Annotated in this window: 15 protein-coding genes; 6 read left to right on the top strand and 9 right to left on the bottom strand. The window is 64.1% G+C overall.

The window, feature by feature from the left end; all coding sequences use genetic code 11:
- Positions 1-211: 211 nt before the first annotated feature.
- The 6 genes from HV675_RS18120 to HV675_RS18095 form a co-directional block, all read right to left on the bottom strand.
- Positions 212-1,090 (bottom strand): MBL fold metallo-hydrolase, encoded by an 879-nt coding sequence (locus HV675_RS18120; protein WP_175112312.1) that lies wholly within the window; start codon positions 1,088-1,090, stop codon positions 212-214.
- Between the two features lie 227 nt (positions 1,091-1,317).
- Complete coding sequence (locus HV675_RS18115; RefSeq protein ID WP_175112311.1) at positions 1,318-2,607, bottom strand: sugar efflux transporter; 1,290 nt, start codon at positions 2,605-2,607, stop codon at positions 1,318-1,320.
- A 153-nt stretch (positions 2,608-2,760) separates the two neighbouring features.
- Positions 2,761-4,728, bottom strand: a complete 1,968-nt coding sequence (locus HV675_RS18110) for a beta-galactosidase (RefSeq protein ID WP_175112310.1) — start codon at positions 4,726-4,728, stop codon at positions 2,761-2,763.
- 210 nt (positions 4,729-4,938) lie between these two features.
- Positions 4,939-5,790: a carbohydrate ABC transporter permease gene (locus HV675_RS18105; protein WP_175112309.1), complete on the bottom strand. Its 852-nt coding sequence runs from the start codon at positions 5,788-5,790 to the stop codon at positions 4,939-4,941.
- Between the two features lie 9 nt (positions 5,791-5,799).
- On the bottom strand, positions 5,800-6,714 hold the full coding sequence (locus HV675_RS18100) for a carbohydrate ABC transporter permease (RefSeq protein ID WP_175112308.1): 915 nt from the start codon (positions 6,712-6,714) through the stop codon (positions 5,800-5,802).
- Positions 6,715-6,790: 76 nt separating this feature from the next.
- Positions 6,791-8,032, bottom strand: coding sequence for an ABC transporter substrate-binding protein (locus HV675_RS18095; RefSeq protein WP_175112307.1), 1,242 nt, complete (start codon positions 8,030-8,032; stop codon positions 6,791-6,793).
- Positions 8,033-8,407: 375 nt separating this feature from the next.
- Here HV675_RS18095 and HV675_RS18090 point away from each other — a divergent pair, with 375 nt between their 5' ends.
- From HV675_RS18090 to HV675_RS18080, 3 genes are all read left to right on the top strand, one after another.
- Positions 8,408-9,436 (top strand): LacI family DNA-binding transcriptional regulator, encoded by a 1,029-nt coding sequence (locus HV675_RS18090; protein ID WP_175112344.1) that lies wholly within the window; start codon positions 8,408-8,410, stop codon positions 9,434-9,436.
- Positions 9,437-9,642: 206 nt separating this feature from the next.
- Complete coding sequence (locus tag HV675_RS18085; RefSeq protein WP_175112306.1) at positions 9,643-9,891, top strand: DUF4148 domain-containing protein; 249 nt, start codon at positions 9,643-9,645, stop codon at positions 9,889-9,891.
- Positions 9,892-10,039: 148 nt separating this feature from the next.
- Complete coding sequence (locus tag HV675_RS18080; protein ID WP_175112305.1) at positions 10,040-11,410, top strand: hypothetical protein; 1,371 nt, start codon at positions 10,040-10,042, stop codon at positions 11,408-11,410.
- Positions 11,411-11,692: 282 nt separating this feature from the next.
- Here the strand turns inward: HV675_RS18080 and oxlT are convergent, their stop codons facing one another.
- The 3 genes from oxlT to HV675_RS18065 form a co-directional block, all read right to left on the bottom strand.
- Positions 11,693-12,988 carry an oxalate/formate MFS antiporter gene (gene oxlT, locus HV675_RS18075; RefSeq protein WP_175112304.1) on the bottom strand — a complete coding sequence of 432 codons (1,296 nt, stop codon included), beginning with the start codon at positions 12,986-12,988 and terminating at the stop codon, positions 11,693-11,695.
- Between the two features lie 613 nt (positions 12,989-13,601).
- Positions 13,602-14,528 carry a S66 peptidase family protein gene (locus HV675_RS18070; protein WP_175112303.1) on the bottom strand — a complete coding sequence of 309 codons (927 nt, stop codon included), beginning with the start codon at positions 14,526-14,528 and terminating at the stop codon, positions 13,602-13,604.
- A 175-nt stretch (positions 14,529-14,703) separates the two neighbouring features.
- A complete protein-coding gene (locus HV675_RS18065) occupies positions 14,704-14,952 on the bottom strand; it encodes a hypothetical protein (RefSeq protein ID WP_175112302.1) in 249 nt (82 codons plus the stop codon).
- Between the two features lie 453 nt (positions 14,953-15,405).
- On the opposite strand from HV675_RS18065, the gene HV675_RS18060 reads away from it, so the two are divergent.
- The 3 genes from HV675_RS18060 (at position 15,406) to HV675_RS18050 (ending at position 21,063) form a co-directional block, all read left to right on the top strand.
- Positions 15,406-16,992: a complex I subunit 4 family protein gene (locus tag HV675_RS18060; protein WP_175112301.1), complete on the top strand. Its 1,587-nt coding sequence runs from the start codon at positions 15,406-15,408 to the stop codon at positions 16,990-16,992.
- A 443-nt stretch (positions 16,993-17,435) separates the two neighbouring features.
- Positions 17,436-19,145 carry a methyl-accepting chemotaxis protein gene (locus HV675_RS18055; protein ID WP_175112300.1) on the top strand — a complete coding sequence of 570 codons (1,710 nt, stop codon included), beginning with the start codon at positions 17,436-17,438 and terminating at the stop codon, positions 19,143-19,145.
- 277 nt (positions 19,146-19,422) lie between these two features.
- On the top strand, positions 19,423-21,063 hold the full coding sequence (locus tag HV675_RS18050) for an MFS transporter (RefSeq protein WP_175112299.1): 1,641 nt from the start codon (positions 19,423-19,425) through the stop codon (positions 21,061-21,063).
- Positions 21,064-21,286: the final 223 nt, after the last annotated feature.

The raw sequence follows: 21,286 nt of genomic DNA, 5'->3' as shown, positions 1-21,286 counted from the left end.
TGAAAACGAATTAGTAGCGAATACAACCAATCAATTGCAAATCGCGCATGGCCGCCGGTTCTTCGGCGGTGACGCAATGCAGCATCGCGGCGCGCGCGCCAGGACGCGAGATATCGCCCGCGCGTTGCTACGGATACGGAACGAAGTGTCGGCGCGGCGCCGGGGACCTCATCGCGTGTTCCGCCGACCGGCGCAATCGCTTGCGCCGGCATCACACGCTATATCGCCATGTGAATCCGTCGCCGTTGCGCATCACGCGACCGACCGACGATTCCGGAAAATGCGCGGTGAACAGCAGTGCGTTGCGCCCCGCCGCGTAATCGAGCAGCCAGCGACGAGAACTGCGCGCACGCGCTTCATCGAGCGCGAACGTCGAGCACCAATCGGGCCGGTAGACCTGCAGCGGATTGTGCATGACGTCGCCGCAGAAAATCGCTTCATCGCCATTCGAGCGAATTGAAATGGACATATGGGCGACGCTATGGCCGGGCGTTGGATGAAACGCGATGCCGTCGAGAAACGCGCCGCCCGTTTCGTCGATCATGATCGCCTGATCGGCTTCGATGACCGGCAGCACGCTGTCGTCGTACACCATTCTGCGATTCATGCCCGCGCGGGTCGCGAAAAAGTCCTTCTCCGCGCGCGGGAATACATATTTCGCGCGGGTGAAGGTGGGCACCCAGCGGCCGTCGACGAAGCGCGTGTTCCAGCCGACATGGTCCGCATGCAGATGGGTGAGCAGCACATAGTCGACGTCGTGCGGCTGCACGCCGGCCTGCGCGAGGCGATCGATAAACGACGTTTGCAACTGGTCGAAACGCGCATTGAACGGGCGGTGCTTGCCGTTGCCGATGCCGGTGTCGATCAGCAGCGTGGCGCCGCCGGCGCGCACCACCCATGTATGCACGTTCAGCATCGCTTCTTCCTGCTGCACGTCTAGCGTGGCCGGCGACAGCAAGCGGCCGAGTTCCGCGCGGCAGATCGTGCGCCAGTTCGGATACAGGAAAGAAAGGGGCAGCGCAAACGCGGTTTCAGTGACGCGGGTGATCGACACGTCTCCGATCTGATGAGTAACGGTTCTGAATGCCAATTTCGCCTCGGAACATCGGGCTCCGGCGAGCGGTCCGCGCAAGCTTGCGTCGAGCGGCGCGGCGGCGCATGCCGTTGCCGTGAAAAAGGATCATTGTTGGCATTCAGGCGGCACGCGTTTTGCAGATTCGCCTATCGTTTGTTGAATACGCCGAGATACCGTCGCGCCGCAGCGGGAGGACAGATGCATGACCTGTTATGCCGGCCGATATAGAAAACGCCGGCGTCCTAACTGCGGCGGCTTTGCCACACATCGCGCACATAGCGCGCGTAGCGCGCCCACGGCGGATCCGCGAACAGCACGAAGGCGCCGGCCGCGAGCGCGCCGCACGCGAGAAAAGTGCCGCGGTAGCCGATGCCTGCGACCAGCAGCCCGGACAGCACGCCCGACAGAATCGAGCCGACCCGCGAAGCGTTGAAGAACAGTGCGGTCGCGGCGCCCGGCTTGCTCGGCATCAGATCCTGGACATAGGTCATGCCAAGACACGAGGTGACCGCGACGACGAATGCGTTGAGCCCCTGCATCGGAATCAGCATCGTGATCGACCCGGCGGCGGCCATCGCGATGAAGTAGATCACATGGACCACACAGCAGGCCGCCAGCCAGCGCATCTTGTTCAGCGTTGCGCTGCGCGCGCCGAGCGCGAGCATCATCGGAATTTCGAGGAACGCGCCGAGGCCGAGCATGATCGATACGTCGATGCGCGCGCCGTGCATGCCGTGCACGATGTAAAGCGGCAGCACGATCATCGTCGCGTTCGCGGCGAGGCCGATCAGCGTCAAGGCGAGCACCGAGCGCCAGATTTGCCGCGCAGGCGCGCTCGCATGCGTGTAGTCGGGCTGGATCGGCACTTCCGGCTCGGGCGTGGTGACTTCGAGCGACGAGGCCGGGTCGCCGGGCATATGCTCGGGTACGCTGTGCGCAGCGCCGCCGGGCACCTCGTGCATGCGCCAGATAATCGCGGCGCAGCCGGCGAAGCTGGCCGCCGCGAACAGGAAGAGCCCGTGAAAGTTCGCCAGCGCGAGCACCAGCGCGCCGAGTGACGGACCGAACACCCACGCGACCGACAGCAACGTGCGCAGCGTCGCGGTGGCAAACGCGCGCTCGGCCTCATCGCGCACCGGCAAGGCGGCGCGGCCAAACGAAAACACCAGTGACAGCGCCGAGCCGCCGGCGCCGAGAAATGCGATGCCGATCACGAGCAGCATGCGGTACTCGCGCACGAAGCAGATCAGCAGATAACCGAGCGCCGCGAGCACCAGCGCGGCCAGCAGCAGCGCGCGATGATGGCCGCGCCGGTCCGACCATTTGCCGGCCCATGCGCTCGCCGCGACGCCGCTCGCGGCGATCAGCGTCATAAACACGCCGAGCATCAGCGGCGTCATCTGAGCCTGTTCGACGCCGAATAGCGACAGATACGGCGCGGTGAACGACATCGCGACGCCGAGCATCAGCGTCGCGGCCGCGAGCGGCATGAAATGCGGAATGCGGACGAGTTCGGCGATTCGGGTGTTCATCGATGCGGGGGATCAGGGCGCTGCGCGGCACAGGCGCGGCACATGCACGGTGTCGGCGCGCGACGCGTCGCGCAACGGGCGCGGCATACATGCGCAATGCATCATCACGCACCGGCCCGCGGGCCGCGTCGTCGAATCAGAAACGCATCCGATTCATGCGATCCACGCCGCTACGTCCGCAGGCCCGACCTCGCGATTGCCGAGCACGAAACGCGCATTGTCCGGTGCGTTCGCGCGCCATGCAACCTCGCCGTAATTGAAGGCGAATTGCAGGCCGCCGAGCCGCCGCATCCGGACGCCTTCCGGCAAGCTCACCGTATCGATTCCGGCATCGCGCGCGCTGTGCGCGAGCAGTGCGCGCAGCAATGCGTCGTCGAAGCACGCAGTGGCCATCCGCACGCGGCCGGCCTCGACGACGGCGGGCAGGCCGTCATCGAATGCGGCGCTGACGTTGACCGCCGCGCCCGGTTCGACATGATCGCGCCAGCGCAGCCCGTGCCCAACAACGCCGTCGATCGCGACACGCGGCCGCAACGACGGCCGCAGCGATTCGCTTTGCAGCACACGAACGTTCAGCGCAGCCTGTAGCGGGCCGGGCGGCAGCGTCGCGGGAATCGTGAAAGCGCGGGTCTTCGACCCGGTGCGCGGACCGAATAGCCACCACGCATCGCCACGCACGATCTGTGCGACGAGCGACTCCGGCACGATCGGCAGCGACGGCGCAACGACCAGCCGGTAGCCGGACACGTCCGCGTCGGGCGACAGCATGTCGACATCGACGCCCATCGCGCGCAGGCTGCTGTACCACTCGAACACGAGCCGCTGATAGTCGAAATCGGCGCCGTGCCGCTGGATCTGCACGATCCAGTCCGCTTCGTAGTCGAACAGCAGCGCGACCGGCGCGCGCGGCCGCGGCGTGCTTGCGTGCGCAACCATCTCCGGCTCGAGTGCGGCGAGTTCGCGTGCGACGCGCGCGATTTCATGACCGCCGGCAGTCAGCGTGTCGTCGGGCGTATTGATGCCCGAATGCATCTGCTCCTGCGCAAACGGCGCCTGACGCCAGCGGAAGTACGACACGAGCTCGGCGCCGTGCGCGAACGCTTCCCACGTCCAGAGCCGCGCCATGCCCGCCGTCGGCACCGGGTTATAAGGCGCCCAGTTGACCGGCCCGACCTGCTGTTCCATCACCCACATGCGTCCGTTTCCGACGCCGCGATACAGGTCGTGGTTGAACGCCGGAATGTCCGGGTGGCCGCTTCTCGCCCAGCGATGTTTGACATCGTCGTCGAACCACAGCACTTCGGTGCGCGGCAGCGGATAGCTGTCCCACGCGGCGATGTCGAGGCCGCTCTTCGCGAACTCGTAGTGATCGAAGCTCGTGAAGAAGCCCATGAAGTTGTGCAGCAGGTCGCGCCCGGGCGAGTGCTCGCGGATCAGCGCGCCTTGCAGCGCGTGGAAGCTCGCGGTTTCCGCGGACATGAAGCGCCGGAAGTCGAGCCAGTGGCTCGGATTCGCATCGGTCGGCGTCCGGTTCGGCAGACCGATTTCTTCGAAGCGGCGGTACTCCATGCTCCAGAACACGTTGCCCCATGCGTCGTTCAACGCGCCGATTTCGCCATAGCGTTGCGCGAGCCATTGCGTGAAACGCACGCGGGCGGCTTCGGTGTAGCTCGGCACCGTATCGTGGCAGCCGAGCTCGTTATCGGTTTGCCAGGCGACGACGGCCGGATGCTTGCCATAGCGCCGCGTCATCTGCCCGACGATGCGCGCGCAATGTTCGCGGTAGACCTCGCTCGAAATGTCGTAGTGCCGGCGCGAGCCGAAGTTGTAGGTCATGCCGTTCTGCGCGACCGGCAGAATCTCCGGATGCTGCTCGACGAGCCACCGCGGCGGCGTTGCAGTCGGGGTGCCGAGCACGATCTGCAGGCCGTGCTGGGCGAGCATATCGATGACCGTGTCGAGCCATTCCCATTCATAGCGGTGCGGTTCCGGTTCCATCCGGCTCCACGCGAACTCGGCAATGCGCACGCGGCGAATGCCCAGTTCGAACATCCGGCGCGCATCGCTTTCCCACTTGTGCCGCGGCCATTGCTCGGGGTAGTAACAGACTCCTAAACGCATGAGGTTCTCGCTGTCAGGTAGATCGGATGTTGGAGTGCGGCCGGCACGCGCAGGCCTGCGGGGATGCCGATACGCACGCCCGACCGCGCGCTCGCGCGGCGTCAACGAATGCTGCTGGAGGACGACGGCGGCGCGCGCCGCCGCTCTCGCATGCATGGCCGCTGTCAAGCGGCGGCCCTCATGCGCATCGCGGCGCTTCAGCCGCTGCGCTCATCCCTTCGTTGCGCCGAACGTCAGGCCCGCGACAAAGTGCTTCTGCATCGCGAAGAACATCAGCACCGACGGCAGCGCGGCGAGCACCGAGCCGGCGGAGACAAGGTTCCACGCAGTCGTCCATTGACCGCGCAGCGCGGCGACGCCGACCGTGATCGGCGCCGCATCGTCGCCCTGCGTCAGACACAGTGCCCAGAAATAGTCGTTCCAGACAAACGTGAAGACGAGAATGCCGAGCGCGGCGAGCGCGGGGCGCACCAGCGGCAGCACGATGCGCGCATAGATCGCCCATTCGCTCGCGCCTTCGACGCGCGCGGCCTCGATCAGCTCGTACGGCAGCTCGCGGATGAAGTTGCGCAGGAACAGCGTGCAAAAGCCGGTCTGGAACGCGATGTGAAAGAGAATCAGGCCCCAGACGGTGTTGTAGAGCCCGAGGTCGAGCGTCAGTTGCCGCACCGGGATCATCAGAATCTGGATCGGCACGAAGTTGCCCGCGACGAACACCGCGAGCAGCAGCATGTTGCCGCGAAACCGGTAGTTCGCGAGCGCATGGCCTGCCATCGAAGCAAGAAAGATCGACACAGCGACCGACGGCAGCGTGATCAGCACGCTGTTCAGGAAGTAATGCAGCATCGGCGTCTGCGTGAGCGCGATCCGATAGTTCTCGACCAGCGCGAACTGCTGCGGCCAGCCCCAGTAGTTGCCGGCGGAAAGCTCGTCGCTCGAGCGGATCGACGTGGTCAGCACCGCGATCAGCGGCAACAGCCACAGCAGCAGCGCGACCGGCAGCGACACCTTGTACAGCAGACGGTTGGCGGGGCGCCAGCGCGAAACGGGCATCGGATACATGGCGGCTCCTCAGGATTCGCTGCGCACGAGGCGGCGCAACTGCCAGACGATAAAGGCGAGCATGATCAGGAACAGCACGACGGCGATCGCGGCCGAATAGCCTTCGCGGTAGTACTTGATCGCCTGGTCGTACATGTAATAGGCGAGCACGGTCGAGCTGTCGAACGGGCCGCCGCCGCTCATCACCGAAATGAGGTCGAAACTGCGCAGCGCGCCGATCACGGTCAGCACAAACGCCATGAACGTGGCCGGCCGCAGTTGCGGCAGGATGATGTGCCACAGCAGCTTGAAACCGCGTGCGCCTTCCATCCGCGCAGCCTCGACGATCTCGCTGTTGATGCCGGTCAGGCCGGTCAGATACAGAATCATGCAGAACGGAATTTGCGGCCATAGCGCGGCAAAGATGATGCCGTAGGTCACATAGCGCGGATCGCCGAGCACGGGAATGCCGTGGCCGACAATCAGCTTGAGCAGTCCGAACGTCGGGTCGTAAAACCAGCTGAACACGAGCCCGACCACCACGCCGGGCAGCACGAACGGCGCGAAGAACAGCGATTTCACGAGCCGGATGCCGCGCACGTTCTGATTCAGATAGAGCGCGAACGCGAGGCCGATCGGCGGCGCGAGCAGAAAGAGCACGAGCCACAGCACGTTGTTCTTCAACGCGACGTAGAACGTATCGGCCTGCAGCAGCTCCGCGTAGTTCGCCACGCCGACAAAGGTGCGCGGCGTCATGCCGTCCCAGTTGTAAAAGCTGAGCAGGATGCTGTTGAGCACCGGATAGACGACGTAGATCGCGAAGATCAACGCGCCCGGCAGCAAAAACATGAGCGCCGCGCGATTGCGCCGGCGGTTCAGCGGAGAGTGGCGCTTGCGGCGAATGCGGCTCGCGCCGGCGGGAGTATCGGAGAGGGTCGTGGACATTCGGTTTCCTCGCGCAGAACGGCTGCGTCGCCCGCGTCCCTCGCCGGCGGATGCGCGAGCGAGGGACCAGCGACCGTTACTTATGGTAGATGCGCTTGCGGAACTGTTCCAGACGCGCGAGGATCGAGTCGAGCTGGCTCGGATCGTTGAAGAACTGCTGCATGCCCTTCATGCCTTCGTCCGCCATTTCCTTCGTCATATCGCGGTCGTAGAACTGAGCGACGCCGCCCGGCGTATTCGAGAGAATCTGGAAGCCGATCTTCGAGATTGCGTCCTGCGGCTCCGGCGCCTTGTTGTTCGACGGCAGTTGTCCCCAGCCTTTCGCGAGCTCGCCGTTGATTTCCGGCTGCGAGATAAACGCGAGCAGACGGTGCGCGTCCTTCTTGTTCGCCGCCTTGGCGGGGATCATCAGGATATTCACCGGGCCGTCTTCTGCCATCGGCACCGCCGGGTCGATCACCGGAAAGCGGAAGTAGCTCATCTGTTCACGCGTCGCGTCGGGCAGGGCCGCGGCGAAGAACGTGCCCATCAGCATCATCGCCGCCTTGCCGTTGACGAGCAGCGGGCTCACCGAATCGACATCGTACGAGAGCGCGTTGTCGACGAAGTACTTGTCGTCTATCAAGGTCTTCCACGTCGTGTAGACCTTCTTCACACGCGCATCGGTGTACGGAATGTCGCCTGCCATCAACTGCTCGTGGAACGCGTAGCCATTGATGCGCAGGTCCAGATAGTCGAACCACGCGGCAAGCGTCCACGAATCTTTTGCGGGCACGGCGATCGGCGCGATGCCCGCCGCTTTCAGTTTCTTGCAGTCTTCGAGGAATTCATTCCATGTCTTCGGTTCGGCGGTGATGCCGGCCTTCTGGAACAGGTCCTTGCGGTAGAAGAAGCCATACGAGTCGTAGCCGAGCGGCGCCGCGTACTGTTTGCCCGCATAGGTTGAAGGCGGCTTGACCGATGCATAGGTCTGGTTCCAGCCATTCTTTTGCCAGTCGGCGCTCAGGTCGTCGAGCAGGCCGCGCTTCGCGAAGTACGCCATGCGCTCGCCGTTGTGCCAGCTCAGCACGTCGGGCGGATCGGTGGCGAGCCAGCCGGAGATCTGCACCTTGTACGCTTCCTCGCCGACGTACGTGACTTTCAGATCGACATCCGGGTTGGCTTTCTGAAACTGGTCGAAAGCGTTTTGCCACACGGCACGCTGGTTGCCGCGCGCGGATACGTTGACCTTCAGCGTCGCGGCATCGACGTACGCGCCCATACCGAGCGCGACGCACGCGATACCCGCGAGCAGCAGGCGGCTTGCCTTGAATTTCATCGTTGTCTCCAATGTCATACGGAGTTGTGCGGCAAGTCGACCGGAGTGTGATGTTCACTCCCGTGCCATGCCTGCTCCGTTCCCACGCAACTTCGTTGGGCTATCGTTTTATGGCCGCGGCAGCGTTACCGGCCGCGACGATCGACTGCATATACCGGCAAAATTTAAGCGCTTAAATTTTTGCCGCCAATGCATTCATTTGCTTTACCATCTGCGGCGTCTCCCTCCGCGCCGTTAAAAGTAGCTGAGCCGTTCCGCGTACGCAACCTTTGGAAGGTCATCTTAGTATATGGGCAATATGCGCGATATGACGCACTTTGAAGTGCAACGCGCGGGTTCCGGGCGCGCGTTTACCCGCATGCGGGCATGCTGCCGATGGTGACGCTCGCCGAAGTCGCACGTCATGCGCAAGTGACGGCGGCGACCGTCTCGAACGTGCTGCGCAATCCGCAGAAAGTGCGGCCCGCCACGGTGGACCGCGTGATGGCCGCGGTGCGCGAGCTCGGCTACCGGCCGAACCTGACCGCCCGCGCGCTGGCCGAAGGCCGCACGTCGACGCTCGCGTTGATGCTGTCGAATATTTCCAATCCGTTTTACCCGGAGTTCGTGCTCGAGGCGGAAGCGGCGGCCCGCCGGCACGGCTATTTCCTGCTGGTTTGCAATACGGACGACAATCCGTCCATCGCGCGCGCGTATCTCGACAGGATCGCCGGCACGCTCGCGGCCGGCGTGATCGTGATGAATACCGATGTCAGCGCGGACGAACTCGCAGGCATCGCCGCGCGCGGCTCGACGCTCGCGCTATGCATGTGGGAGGGCGCCAGGACGTCGCGCGCACTGCCGTGCGTGACGGTCGACTACGCGCATGCGGGCTCGCTCGCGGCCGAACATCTTGCCGGCCTCGGACACCGGCGCATCGGCGCGTTGCTGGGCGAAGGGTCGGGCGGTCCGCAGTCGCTGCGGCTCAAAGGCTTTGTCGATACGCTCGCCGCGCGCGGCATCGATACCGAGGCGCTGCCGGCCGCATCGTGCCGCGACTCGATCGAAGGCGGCTATGAGGCCGCGCGTACCCTGCTCGCCGCGCATCCACGGCTCACCGCGCTGTTCGCCACGAACGACCTGATGGCGCTCGGCGCGATCCAGGCGGCAGCCGATTGCGGCCGACACGTGCCACACGATCTATCCGTGATCGGCTTGACCAACATTCATCTTGCGCATCAGTTCAGGCCAGCGCTGACCACCGTCAGTTTTCCGACCGCGTCGATCGCATCGATAGCGGTCGCGTTGACGATCGATCGCATCGAGGGTCGCAAGGCGAAGCGTGACGCGTACAAGGTGCCGTTGCCGGAACTCGTGATTCGCGATTCCACGGCGCCGGCCGTACGCACGGCGCGTCGCGGCTAACGGTCGCCTCTGATGGCGCACATTGAGATTTGTTGAATGGAAGAGTAGAGGAATCCGAGGCGTTATTGAAACAGACGATGTCGATGCAAGCAGGTATTCGCTATCGCGCAATGATGTCGCGTATTGCGCGCTGAATGTGCGAATAGCGGAAATGCTGTGCGTCGTTATCGGCAGGACAGTGTTTCACTTAACGGACGGAATTTCTTATGAAGTCACGCTTCACGATGTTGGCCGTTCTGGTTATTTCCGCTTCGAGCGTGGCCGCTTATGGCCAAACGAACGACGAAGTGCCACAGCAACAGCAAAATGGCGCACCAGCGCAAACGTCGCAGTGGTCCCCGCCCAATACCGAGAATTTGGGAAAAACCCGCGCGCAGGTTTACGCGGAACTGGTTCAGGCGCAGCGCGATGGGCAGATCGCATATCTGAACCGGACGCTGTACGCGCATCATTGACATCGCTGTTCACAATGCCGCCTGTCTGTGAATAGACAGGATCACTCATACAATCGCGTGCCTGTGAATAGATAGGACCGCTCACGCAATCGTCTCTCTAGAATCGGTTCATCCGGGTTCAATACCTGATCTGACCGAAGGTGATGGCGTGCACGTTTCATCGAATAGTACGGGCGGCGGCAGTCGATCTCACGAAGCGGCGAATGAAGACCCGGAACTGGTCCGGGCCCGACGCAATGCGCAGACGAACTACGCTGCGAACGGGCGGCAAGGGACGCAAACCGGGAACGGCGGCGCTCCGGGAAATAACGCTGCCGCTCAGAGCCGCGGCGGCAATGCGGGCGCTAAGGGAACGAGCGGCACGAGCGGCACGAGCGGCACCAACAACGGCGCCGGCCAGAAACAGCGCTCCACGCAGCACGAAGCGCGCGCGGATGTCCACTCGGGCGGCAATCATGGCGTGTGGCTGGGCGTCGGTGCGTTGGGATTGCCGGGACAATACGCGGCCACCCGGCAAAATCCGGTGCCGGCCAACTATGTCGGCGCCGCCGCGAATACGACGATGACCGCGGCGGAATATCTCGCATGGGCCGCCAGAAATCGCAGCCCGCTGATCGCCGGCGGCTACCGTGCGGGCATGGGGCTCGGTGCGCTGGTCAATACCGGCTTCGATGCGTATTACCTGAAAAACGCGGCCGTCGATCTATCGCGCGACCCGCAATCGCAGCAGGCACAGTGGAATTTCGCCGATGCTACCGTGCACATGATCGCCAATGGCGTGGCCATGGTGCTGACGCCGTTAGCGCCGGCCATCGGCTTCGCCACGCTTGCGTTGCCCAATTTCTCGGAGGTCGGTCACGCATTGCAATTGAACCAGCAGCAGGCGGAACTCGAGAAGAAAGGACAGGATACCGAATCTGCTGAAGTGGGCAAAAGCCATACGCTCGCGTCGCTCAACGCGACCCCGGTCGTCAGTTGGTTCGCGCCGTTTTACACGAAGGCATTGACGCCCGAAATCGAGAAGTTCGAGCGGGCACATGGCAATAGCGAAAATCAGCCCGCACCATCGGAGTTTCCGCCGGGAACCGCAAACGATCCTGCCGTGGTCGACTACTACGGCAACGCGATGAGCGAACGCGCGCAGCGGACCGCACAGCACATGCTGCCCGTCATGCAGCAGCGACTAAAGGAGGCGCAGGCGCAAGCGCCCGGCACCGACACGGTGACGCTCGTCGCGCGCTGGCCGCAGACCTTCTTTTGGCCTTCCAGTGCGCCCCCGACGGAAATGCGCCGCTTCGATCGTGCCATTGCGCTGACCTACGCGGCGAAAAGCGGCAGCGTCGTTGCGACCTGGTTCGGACGGGACATCGATGGGACTTACCGCTTGCCGGAGGACAATCACGGCATTGCATTGCGTCCGGATGCACGGCATCAGATCTTCTATTCGCAGATCTTTACGCCCGGCGAGCCGACTCCTGTGTTCCCCGATAAAGACTCAGCGTTGGTGCGGCAAGCCTGAGCAGACGCACGAGCCCGATGGCGTGGTGGGGGTGTGGTGTGCTCGGGAATGAGGCGGGCCGCGGCGGCGCTGATGCCGGCTGGCAGGGTGGGCGCCAGGCTGCGCGCGGCAGGGCGATGCCGAGTCTGCTTTTAGTGAGTGATGGGCCCGACAGCGAGAAGCTGCCAGCGAGGTTCGACCTTGCAGCTTGCAAGGCGAACCGGACGGGCAGCTTCTGTCGGTACGACCCGAACCGGTATTCGGTTTGAGCCGTCAGCGCAATCGTGCAGGCATGCCGGTGGTTCAGAGCGCCGTGCGATGCATGCGAATGAACTTCGCGCGCGCAGGTTTCAGCACAAAGAGCGCGAGCACCGCGGTGACGATGTCGAGCGTGATCGCGCATGCGAACACCGGCACCCAGCTGCCCGTATGCTGATGCAGCAGCGCCGCGAGCGGGCCGCCGAAAATCGAACCGACGCCGAACGAGATATACAGCCAGCCATAGTTCGCCGTCGCGAAGCGTGTGCCGAACGTATCGGTCAGCGTCGACGGAAACAGCGAGAAGATTTCGCCCCAGCCGAAGAACACGACACCGGACAGCAGCACGAACAGCACCGCATCGTCGCGCGTGAGCAGCCACAGCGTCATCGCAATCCCTTCGAGCGCGAATGCGAAGAACATCGTGTGTTCGCGGCCAAGCTTGTCCGATACCCAGCCGAACAGCGGCCGTGTCAGCCCGTTCGTGAAGCGGTCGATCGTCAGCGCGAGCGGCAGCGCGGCGAGGCCGAACACGAGCACCTTGCTCACGCCGAAGTCGGCCGCGAAACTGGCCATCTGCGACGTCACCATCAGGCCGGACGTCGACATCATCGTCATCATCGCGAACATCAGCCAGAAGAGCGGCGTCTTGAGCATTTCGGACGGACGGAATTCGCGTGCGCCGGCCGATGCCGCGCGTGTCGCGGCAGCCGTGCTTTCGCCCGCTTGCGGCGGCACCCGCAGGCCTTGCGCCGCGACGAAGCCGATCGCCGCGAAGATCAACCCGTACAGCCACAGTGTCGATTCGACGCCGTGTGATGCAAGCGACGCGGAGATCGGAAACGTGGTGACGATCGCGCCCATCCCGTAGCCGGCCGCCACTGCGCCGGCCGCCATACCGCGGCGGTCCGGAAACCACCGCACCATCAGGCCAACCACGCCGACGTACACGATGCCGGTGCCGAGGCCGCCCAGGCCGCCATACGTGAGGTACAGCATCGTCGTGTTCGACGCGTACGACGCGAGCATCCAGCTGACGCCCGCGAGCAGCGTGCCGATCGAGATCAGCTTGCGCGGACCGAAGCGATCGATCAGCGCGCCCTGGAACGGCGAGAAGAACGCTTGCAGGAACACGAGGATCGAGAACGTGACCTGCACTTCGGGCAGCGAGATACCGAGCTTCGCCATCAGCGGCTTGGTCATCAGCGTCCATACGTATTGCGGACTCGAGATCGTCATCATGCAGACGAGGCCGAGCGCGAGCTGCCGCCAGCGCGTGGAGGCCGCGGTCCGCACGCCGGGCGAGGCGGCCTGATCGAACGACTGCACAGGGGTGTTCATCGAATAGTTCTCCGTTGCGAGATTGCGTGTGGTGCGTGTGTTGTTGTTTGTTTCGTGGACATACGAAGCCAGCCGGCATGAGCGAGAAGCATGCCAGTCGCATGGACGGGCTCGGCACGCGGGCGTGCTCAGCGAGGCAGGATGCGGGTGGGCGCGTGAATCGCGGGCTTGGGGGCAGGGCGGCATACCTCATAAGGCAGGCGCCGACGCGATGATTGAACGTGATTGCGCGCGGTGCGTCGGCCCTGTACTGGTGCGTTCAGCGGGGCGTCGCGTTCACATGTTGGTGCGCGATGTAAAGCGGATGCAAGCTTGGGCTTGCGTGTGTGCGTGTGTGCGTGTGCCGGCGGGGCTAGTGGCGCGGCAAGCGATGTTTGGTCCGCGCGTGGCGTGATACGCGAGGGGTCGATACGCGAGCGGCGACAGGCGAGTCGTGACAGGCGAGCGCGATATACAAGGTGCGATGCACGACGCGCGATACATGACTGACGACACGTGCAGCGCGATACCTGAGCTGCGGCATCCGGGCAGCGATATGCAAAAGCCGGCCATATAAGAAGCGATACGCGAGGGCCGTTTTACAACCGGATAACGTGTGCGTATCGCGTCGCCTTTACCGCGCAGGCGCCAATGAACGCAGCGTGCCCGACGCGTCATGCGCCGCCTCGCCTGCCGATTCGAACACGAGCTGTTCGTGCTCGAGGCGCACGGGTGCACCGTACGTCCACGCCACGTTGCGCGCCGCGTGTCCGATCGGCGCGCCGGCGAAGACCGGCACGCCGTACGGCGCAAGCAGGTCGACGAAGATATCGTGCAGCGTGTAGTCCGCGTCCGCAGGCAGCGCGCACCGCACGAATTCACCGAGCACGAATGCTCGCGCGCCGTCGAACGTGCCGCTTTCCTTGAGCAGCGTGATGCTGCGATCGAGCCGGTAGGCGAGTTCAGTGATGTCTTCGAGCAGCACGATCGCGTCGCGGCAGTCCGCCTGCCAGCGTGTGCCCGCCATACTGGCGAGCGTCGTGATGTTGCCGCCGTGCAGGCGGCCACTGACGGGCGCACGCGCTCCGTGCAGGTGCTGCAGTGTGATCGCCGGCGCGACGCTGTCGGTTAGCGCGATCAGCACGCTTTGCCGCGACGCGTCGTCCACATGCGCGGCGAGGCTGCCGAGCGACGGCCCGTGAATCAGCCGCGCGCCGGGCATGTGTTGCATCGCGCAGAAGAGCGATGTCGCATCCGAAAAGCCGATGACCGTCTTCGGCCGCGGCAGTGCCTGAGGAAGGGCGGGCAAACAGTGCACGCAGCCGTAGCCGCCGCGCGCAATCCACACGATATCGATCGAAGGGTCGGTCAGCGCCCACGCAAGGTCCGCCTGGCGCGCGTCATGGGTGCCGGCGAAATAGCGGAAACGTTCGCGGATATGCGCACCGACGCGGACTTCGAGTCCCCAGCTTTCCAGCAACGCGATGCCGCGCGCGACATCGTCATGGTCCGGCACGCCGGCCGGCGCGATCACGCCGACCGTTTTTCCTTTCAGATGCATACGCATGTCCTGTTATGAATCGCCGAGCGAATGCGGTTCGTTATTGTGCAGGATGAAAGAAGCAAACCGGAAGCGATCAGGCGCGGCGCGCAAATGACGAGCCGGCGGCAGAAAAACAAAAAGCGGCGCCCGGAAGACGCCGCCTGGTTTCACGCGAGCGCGGATCGCGCCGCGCTCAATCCCTCGCGATCAGATCGCCGACCTGCGCATGCCCGGTGACGAAGCAGTTCGATTTGAACGCCTCGCCCTGGTTGCTCGCCGCGGCATCGGAAAAGCCTTTGCCGAGTGCGTTCAGCCGCACGAGGTCCGCGCCGTCGGTGCAACTGATCGCTCCTTGCTCGTGTGCCTGCACGTGCATGATGGCCCGATTGACTAATAGAAAGCCAACCAGCACGACGATTGCAATATTGAAAGCTTGTCTCATCGGGTTGTCTCCTCCCTTGCTAGAGCCTAACGCGATCCGCGCGCGTGCCGTGCCAGGGATTTCCCGTTTTTGTCCGATTTTTTGGTAATAAAACGCGCCCCCGCGTGGTAATTCGACGACATGCGGATGCGGCGAAAAGTCCCGTTATTGCTGAAAAAAATTCAGCACACGGCGGCCATTTTCTGCCGGAGCGTTGTCCGTTGTGCGGAGCACAACAGCACTCGCTCTGGCAACCCCCGGCACAGCAATAATCCGTTGAGCACTTCGCTCTTTTTTGATGCAGTGCAAAAGACCTGTAAAACGGTTATCCTCGTTAACCCTGACGGTCTAGTCACAACTTCGCCCGTCGGTTTCCCCGCTTGTCGTTCCATCTCCGAAATCTGTTTGTAATCATTTCACTTACGGTTGCGACAGCAGGGCTGTCCCTGTGTGCTTAAAGTCCCAGTCAATCTCATGCAATTCTGTCCGTTACTCAGCCTGCTGATCTGGATTCCGATCGTGGCTGGCGTGGTCGTGCTGCGCGCCGGCTCCGATCGCGCGCTCAACCGTACCCGCTGGATCGCGCTCATCGGCGCACTCGCGGGAGTCGTGCCGGCCGTTGCGCTGGTCGCCGGCTTTCACAATGATGTCGTGGCGATGCAGTTTGTCGAGAACGATGCGTGGCTGCCGTCGTTCGGCATCGCGTACCGTCTTGGCGTCGATGGCATTTCGCTGTGGTTTACCGTCCTGACCGCCATCACCACCGTGATCGTCGTGGTCGCATCGTGGCAGTCCATCACCACGCGCACCGCGCAATATTTCGGCGCGTTCCTGCTGTTGTCCGGTTTCATGCAGGGCGTGTTCACCGCGCAGGACGGCATGCTGTTTTTCGTCTTCTTCGAAGCGACGCTGATCCCGCTCTATCTGCTGATCGGCACGTGGGGGCAATCGAATCGCGCCCACGCGGCGTTGCGGTTTTTCCTGTTCTCGCTGACGGGCTCGCTCGCGATGCTCGCGGCGATGCTGTACCTGTACTCGCAAGCGCATAGCTTCGACATCGCGCAATGGCGTACGCTGCCGCTCGATTTCATGCCCCAGGTGCTGATTTTCCTGTGTTTCTTCGCGGCATTTTCGGTGAAGGTGCCGATGTGGCCGGTGCATACATGGCTGCCCGACGTGCACCTCGAAGGGCCGACCGCGGCGGCCGTGCTGCTCGGCATGCTGAAAATCGGCGGCTATGGGCTGTTGCGCTTCGCGTTGCCGATCGTGCCGCAGGCGAGCCACTTCTTCGCGCCGGCGGTCATCACGCTGTCGCTTGTCGCGGTCATCTACGCGAGCCTCGTCGCGCTCGTGCAAACCGATATCCGCAAGCTGCTCGCGTATTCGGCGATCGCGCACATGGGGCTCGTCACGCTCGGCCTGTTCGTTTTCACGCGCATTTCGATGGAAGGCGCGGTCGTGCAGATGCTGTCGTACGGCATCGTGTCCGGCGCCATGCTGCTGTGCTCGGGCATGCTGTACGACCGCACGCAAAGCGGATCGATCGACGCGTATGGCGGGGTCGTCAACACGATGCCGCGCTTCGCGGTGTTCGTCATGCTGTTCTCGATGGCCAATGTCGGCTTGCCGGGCACATCCGGTTTCGTCGGTGAATTCATGGTGCTGATGGGCGCGATCCAGTTCAACTTCTGGATCGGCGCGCTGGCCGCGCTGACGCTGATTCTGAGCGCCGCGTACACGCTATGGATGGCCAGGCGCGTGATCTTCGGCGCGGTCGCGAATGCGCGGGTCGGTGCACTGAAGGACGTCGGCAAGCGCGAGTTCGCGCTGCTCGGCGCACTGGCGGTGCTGGTGCTTGCAATCGGCATTTATCCGAAGCCGTTCACCGATGCGATCGATGCGACCGCCGGCGAAGTGCTCGCGCAGGCGGAGGGGACCGTCGCCAATGGCGCGACGCGCGTCGCGGACAGCCGCGTCGCCCCGGACGCGCATCTGGCGGCGCCGGCGTCACCGGCATCTCCGGCGTATCGGGTCGCCGACCACGATCGGCCGCGCGGCTAACGCTTCCGCTTGCCCGCGCCAGCATGCATGGCGCGGGGCGCAAGACTCGCGCGAGTCGTCGCGCAACGGCAAGCCGTCGTCGCCACACGGCTCATGCTGCATTCGCACACGCGTGCGCATACACGCGCATGCGCGCGTACTGGCCGCAGCATGAGCCGGCTTGAACGCGAACCTGCCAACCCGCCAAACCTCCCCAGCCCAACGCGTCGCACAGCAGCGGCGCAACGCAGTCCCGTCCTTCGCCTGAAAACATGCATCGACGGGCAAGGGTTTCCCTCTACTCATCCGCAGCCCGTTCCGGTCGTTATACGGAACGGGTAGAGATCGTCTTCGTGTCGAGCTTTGCCTTCTCCGTCGCATGCGCCCGTATGCGGCGGAAACGATGTGCCTTATTACAAGCGTGGATCGCGTTCCACCATAAAGAGACGGAGGCGCAGGAAAGCATGCATAAGCTCGGTTTCGCGCAAAAGCTGTGGTTGCCGCTCATCGTCAGCCTCGTGGCGTTGCTGCTGGTGTCCGTGTCGGCGGCATGGCTGTCGCGGCAGACTCGTATTGACGAACGCAAGAACGATCTGATCAATGTCGCGCACGTCGGCCTGTCGATTGTCGGCGAGTACGCGGCGCTCGCGAAAAGCGGCGCGATGTCCGAAGCCGATGCGCGCAAGGAGGCGCTCGCGCGGCTGCGCGATATCCGCTACGGCGAAGACGGCTATCTGCTCGTGATCGATTCGACGCCGCGCATGGTGATGCATCCGATCAAGCCCGCGCTGAACGGCAAGCCGCTCGCGCAAAACGCCGATGCGGACGGGCGTCACCACTACGTGACGTTCGCGAAGGTCGCGCAGGCGCCGGACGGCGGTTTCGTCGACTATGTGTTTCCGCATTCGCAATCGACCCAGGCGGTCGGCAAGATCGGCTACGTGGCGCGTTACGCGCCGTGGGACTGGATCATTGCGACCGGCGCATACGTCGACGATATCGACGCGGCGTTCATGGAATCGCTGTATGTGGTCGGCGGCGTGTTCGTCGTGCTCGCGCTTGCGCTCGCGTCGCTGGTCTGGGTGATCAACCGCAGCATTCTGCGCACGATAGGCGGCGACCCGCGTTACGCGGCGCACGTGGCCGGCGCGATTGCGCAAGGTGATCTGACGGTTGCGATCGCGATGCGGGGCGGCGGCAAGCAGGGGCGCAAGGGCCACACGCCGGGCCACATGCAGCGCGACACGCGCCGCGACGACGACGCCGACAGCCTGCTGCACGTAATGCAGCGCATGCGCGACGCGCTGACCGGCACGGTGCGCCAGATCGGCGCGGCCGCTGACAGCGTCGCGACCGGCGCACGCGAGATCGCGACCGGCAGCGCGGACCTGTCGACGCGCACCGAAAACCAGGCCGCGTCGCTCGAGGAAACGGCGGCCAGCATGGAGCAGGTGACCTCGATGGTGCGGCAGACGGCGGAGCACGCGAGAACGGCGAGCCAACTCGCGGTGAAGGCCGCGCAGATCGCCGGCGACGGCGGCGGAATGGTCGCCGGCGCGGTCGCGACGATGCGTGAGATTTCCGGCGCGTCGCAGCGCATGGTCGAAATCATTGCGGTGATCGAAGGCATCGCATTCCAGACGAATATTCTCGCGCTGAACGCCGCGGTCGAGGCGGCACGCGCCGGCGAGGAAGGGCGCGGCTTCGCGGTGGTGGCCGCCGAAGTGCGCTCGCTCGCGCACCGCAGCGCCGCGGCGGCGAAAGAAGTGCGCGAGCTGATCAGCAACGCGGTCAGCAAGGTCGGCAGCGGCGCGCAACTCGTCGAACAGGCGGGCGGCACGATCGGCGAGGCGCGCACCGCGATCGAGCAGGTCACCAGTTTGATTCAGGAGATTGCCGCGGCGGCGGCCGAGCAGAGTTCGGGCATCGAGCAGGTGAATCTGGCGGTTACGCATATGGACACGTTGACGCAGGAAAACGCGGCGCTCGTCGAGGAAGCGGCGGCCGCCGCGCATTCGCTGACGGAGCAGGCGGTGATTTTGCAGACTGCGCTGCGCGCCTTTCGTCTGCGGGAAGAGGATGCGCGGGACGCGGCACGCACCGCGAGAAGCCGCGCGGCGGCGGCGCTCGGCGACGCGGAGCACGGGACGTCGAGCTACGCCGCGGCGGTGTGAGCCGCGTGATAGGCAAGCAATCTGCGCAATCCGCGCAATCCACGCAAAAACACGCGCGGGAATAAACGCGGCGCAGCCGATGTTAGTCAGGCAAGCAGTGCAGACGATGCAAACGGCGCTCGCGGTGTGAGCGGGCGAAGCGCGCAAACGTCTGTCATTTTCGAGTGCTTTCAGCGACTTGCAAACGGTCACTTGCCGATTGTTAGCGGCGGTGCCACAGTCTGCACAACGCTGTCGCGCGGCGCCGCTTTGCGTCTTCACTCTTGCCGAAGCCATCATGATCCCCGCCATCGCCGCCTATCAACCGGGCAGGCAGTTGCTGCCCTTTCGTGAATCGTTGCTGGCGATGCTCGGCATCGCGTTCGTCGCGATGCTGGTCGCGCTGGATCAGACCATCGTCGGCACCGCATTGCCGCGCATCGTTGCGGACCTGAAGGGCTTCGACCTGTACGCGTGGGTCGCCACCTCGTACATGCTCGCTTCCGTCATCACGATTCCAATCTTCGGACGCCTTGGCGATCTGTTCGGGCGCAAGCCGTTTCTGGTGGCCGCGATTGCGCTGTTCACCGGCGCCTCGGTGTTGTGCGGCATCGCGTCGAACATGCTGTTTCTGGTCGTCGCGCGCGGTCTGCAGGGTATCGGCGGCGGCATTCTGATCGGCACCGTGTTTGCGGTGGTCGCCGATCTGTTTCCCGATCCGAGGCTGCGTTTGCGCTGGCTCGTGTTCGTCACGTCCGCGTTCGGGCTTGCGAACGTCGTCGGCCCGACGCTCGGCGGCATGCTCACGCAATCGGCGAGCTGGCGCTTCGTGTTCTTCGTCAACGTGCCGGTCGGCCTCGCATCGCTGCTGTTCGTGCTGCGTTTCGTGCCGCCGCTGCGGCATCTACGCGAGTCGGGGCCGATCAGGCTCGACTGGCTTGGTGCATGTGTGGTCGCCGCGACCTTCGGCGCGTTGCAACTGCTGATCGAACTGTTGCCGAAAGAGGGCGTGAGCATGATGACGATCGTGCTCGCGGCGATCACCGCCGCATGCGGCGCCATCCTGTGGTTCTGGGAACGCAGGATGGGCTACCCGGTGGTGCCGGTCGATATGCTGCTCGACCGGCGGCTTGCCGCGCTGTTCGTGATGTCCGCGCTCGGCGGCTTCGCGCTGTTCTCGCTGGTGTTCTACGTGCCGCTGCTGTTTCAGGGCGGCTACGCGATGTCGCCGCATGAATCCGGCATGCTGATCACGCCGCTGCTGCTCGGCACGACGGTCGGCAGCGTATTGAACAACCGGCTCGTTACGCGCATCCCGCGCGCGAACGCGCTGATGTATATCGGCTTCGCGCTGTTCGCGGCGGCCTGTCTCGCGCTCGTCGGGATCACCGGCCATCAGCCGCATTACGTGTGGATGTCGTGTATGGGGCTCAGCGGCCTTGGCCTCGGTCTCGTCGCCACCAATCTGACGATCTGCTCGCAGCAGATTGTCGCGCGCGATCACATCGGCGCGGTAACCGCGTTGCTGCAATCGCTGCGTATTTTCGGCGGGATGCTCGGCACCGCGTTGACCGGCGCGCTGTTGAGCCACCTGTACGTGAGCGGCGTGCACCGTTCGCTCGATTCGTATCAGGCGACACAATGGCTGCAGTCGTTCGCGAGCCCCGACCTGCGTGTCGATCACTCGCAGCAGGCCGCGCTGATCGAGCATCTGATCATGGCCGGCCACGTCGGCGGGCCGATGATGGAGGCGGCCCGGCATGCGCTGATCGATTCGATTCACGTCGGCCTGTCGCTCGCAGAAGGGGCGGCGCTGCTCGGGTTGTGTCTTGCGTGGTTTGTGCCGTCGGTGCGGGTTGCGTATGCGGAAGCGGCGGGCGAGGGCGCGGTCGGCGGCGCGGGTGAGGTGGCCGCTAAAGGGGCGGCTCAGCCGGAATGACGATAGCGTGGCTGGTGTGTCGCCAGTCGCTGTTATTCGGTCACCCTACGGATTTCCCATCATTTGGTGTATCACGAGCCTCTGCAAAGAAGAGGTCGGCGGGAAAACAAAGGCTGCTGTTCAATAAGAGCAGCAGCCTTTTTTCCGGCAAGTGGCAAATGACAGACGTGAACGACGCGATCGAAGCGCTGGTTCGTCTTGCGCTTATCCGCGTCGGGTCGCC

The sequence above is a fragment of the Paraburkholderia solisilvae genome (assembly GCF_902859875.1).
Taxonomy (GTDB): Bacteria; Pseudomonadota; Gammaproteobacteria; order Burkholderiales; family Burkholderiaceae; genus Paraburkholderia; species Paraburkholderia solisilvae.
Note: the sequence above shows the minus strand (reverse complement) of the source record. Positions and strands in the feature narration are given on the sequence as shown.

Bases quoted from the DNA above. Each gene is read 5' to 3' on its own strand.
- HV675_RS18115 (WP_175112311.1), bottom strand. From the start codon at position 2,607: ATGAACACCCGAATCGCCGAACTCGTCCGCATTCCGCATTTCATGCCG.
- HV675_RS18110 (WP_175112310.1), bottom strand. From the start codon at position 4,728: ATGCGTTTAGGAGTCTGTTACTACCCCGAGCAATGGCCGCGGCACAAG.
- HV675_RS18105 (WP_175112309.1), bottom strand. From the start codon at position 5,790: ATGTATCCGATGCCCGTTTCGCGCTGGCGCCCCGCCAACCGTCTGCTG.
- HV675_RS18100 (WP_175112308.1), bottom strand. From the start codon at position 6,714: ATGTCCACGACCCTCTCCGATACTCCCGCCGGCGCGAGCCGCATTCGC.
- HV675_RS18095 (WP_175112307.1), bottom strand. From the start codon at position 8,032: ATGAAATTCAAGGCAAGCCGCCTGCTGCTCGCGGGTATCGCGTGCGTC.
- HV675_RS18090 (WP_175112344.1), top strand. From the start codon at position 8,408: ATGGTGACGCTCGCCGAAGTCGCACGTCATGCGCAAGTGACGGCGGCG.
- HV675_RS18085 (WP_175112306.1), top strand. From the start codon at position 9,643: ATGAAGTCACGCTTCACGATGTTGGCCGTTCTGGTTATTTCCGCTTCG.
- oxlT (WP_175112304.1), bottom strand. From the start codon at position 12,988: ATGAACACCCCTGTGCAGTCGTTCGATCAGGCCGCCTCGCCCGGCGTG.
- HV675_RS18070 (WP_175112303.1), bottom strand. From the start codon at position 14,528: ATGCATCTGAAAGGAAAAACGGTCGGCGTGATCGCGCCGGCCGGCGTG.
- HV675_RS18065 (WP_175112302.1), bottom strand. From the start codon at position 14,952: ATGAGACAAGCTTTCAATATTGCAATCGTCGTGCTGGTTGGCTTTCTA.
- HV675_RS18060 (WP_175112301.1), top strand. From the start codon at position 15,406: ATGCAATTCTGTCCGTTACTCAGCCTGCTGATCTGGATTCCGATCGTG.
- HV675_RS18055 (WP_175112300.1), top strand. From the start codon at position 17,436: ATGCATAAGCTCGGTTTCGCGCAAAAGCTGTGGTTGCCGCTCATCGTC.
- HV675_RS18050 (WP_175112299.1), top strand. From the start codon at position 19,423: ATGATCCCCGCCATCGCCGCCTATCAACCGGGCAGGCAGTTGCTGCCC.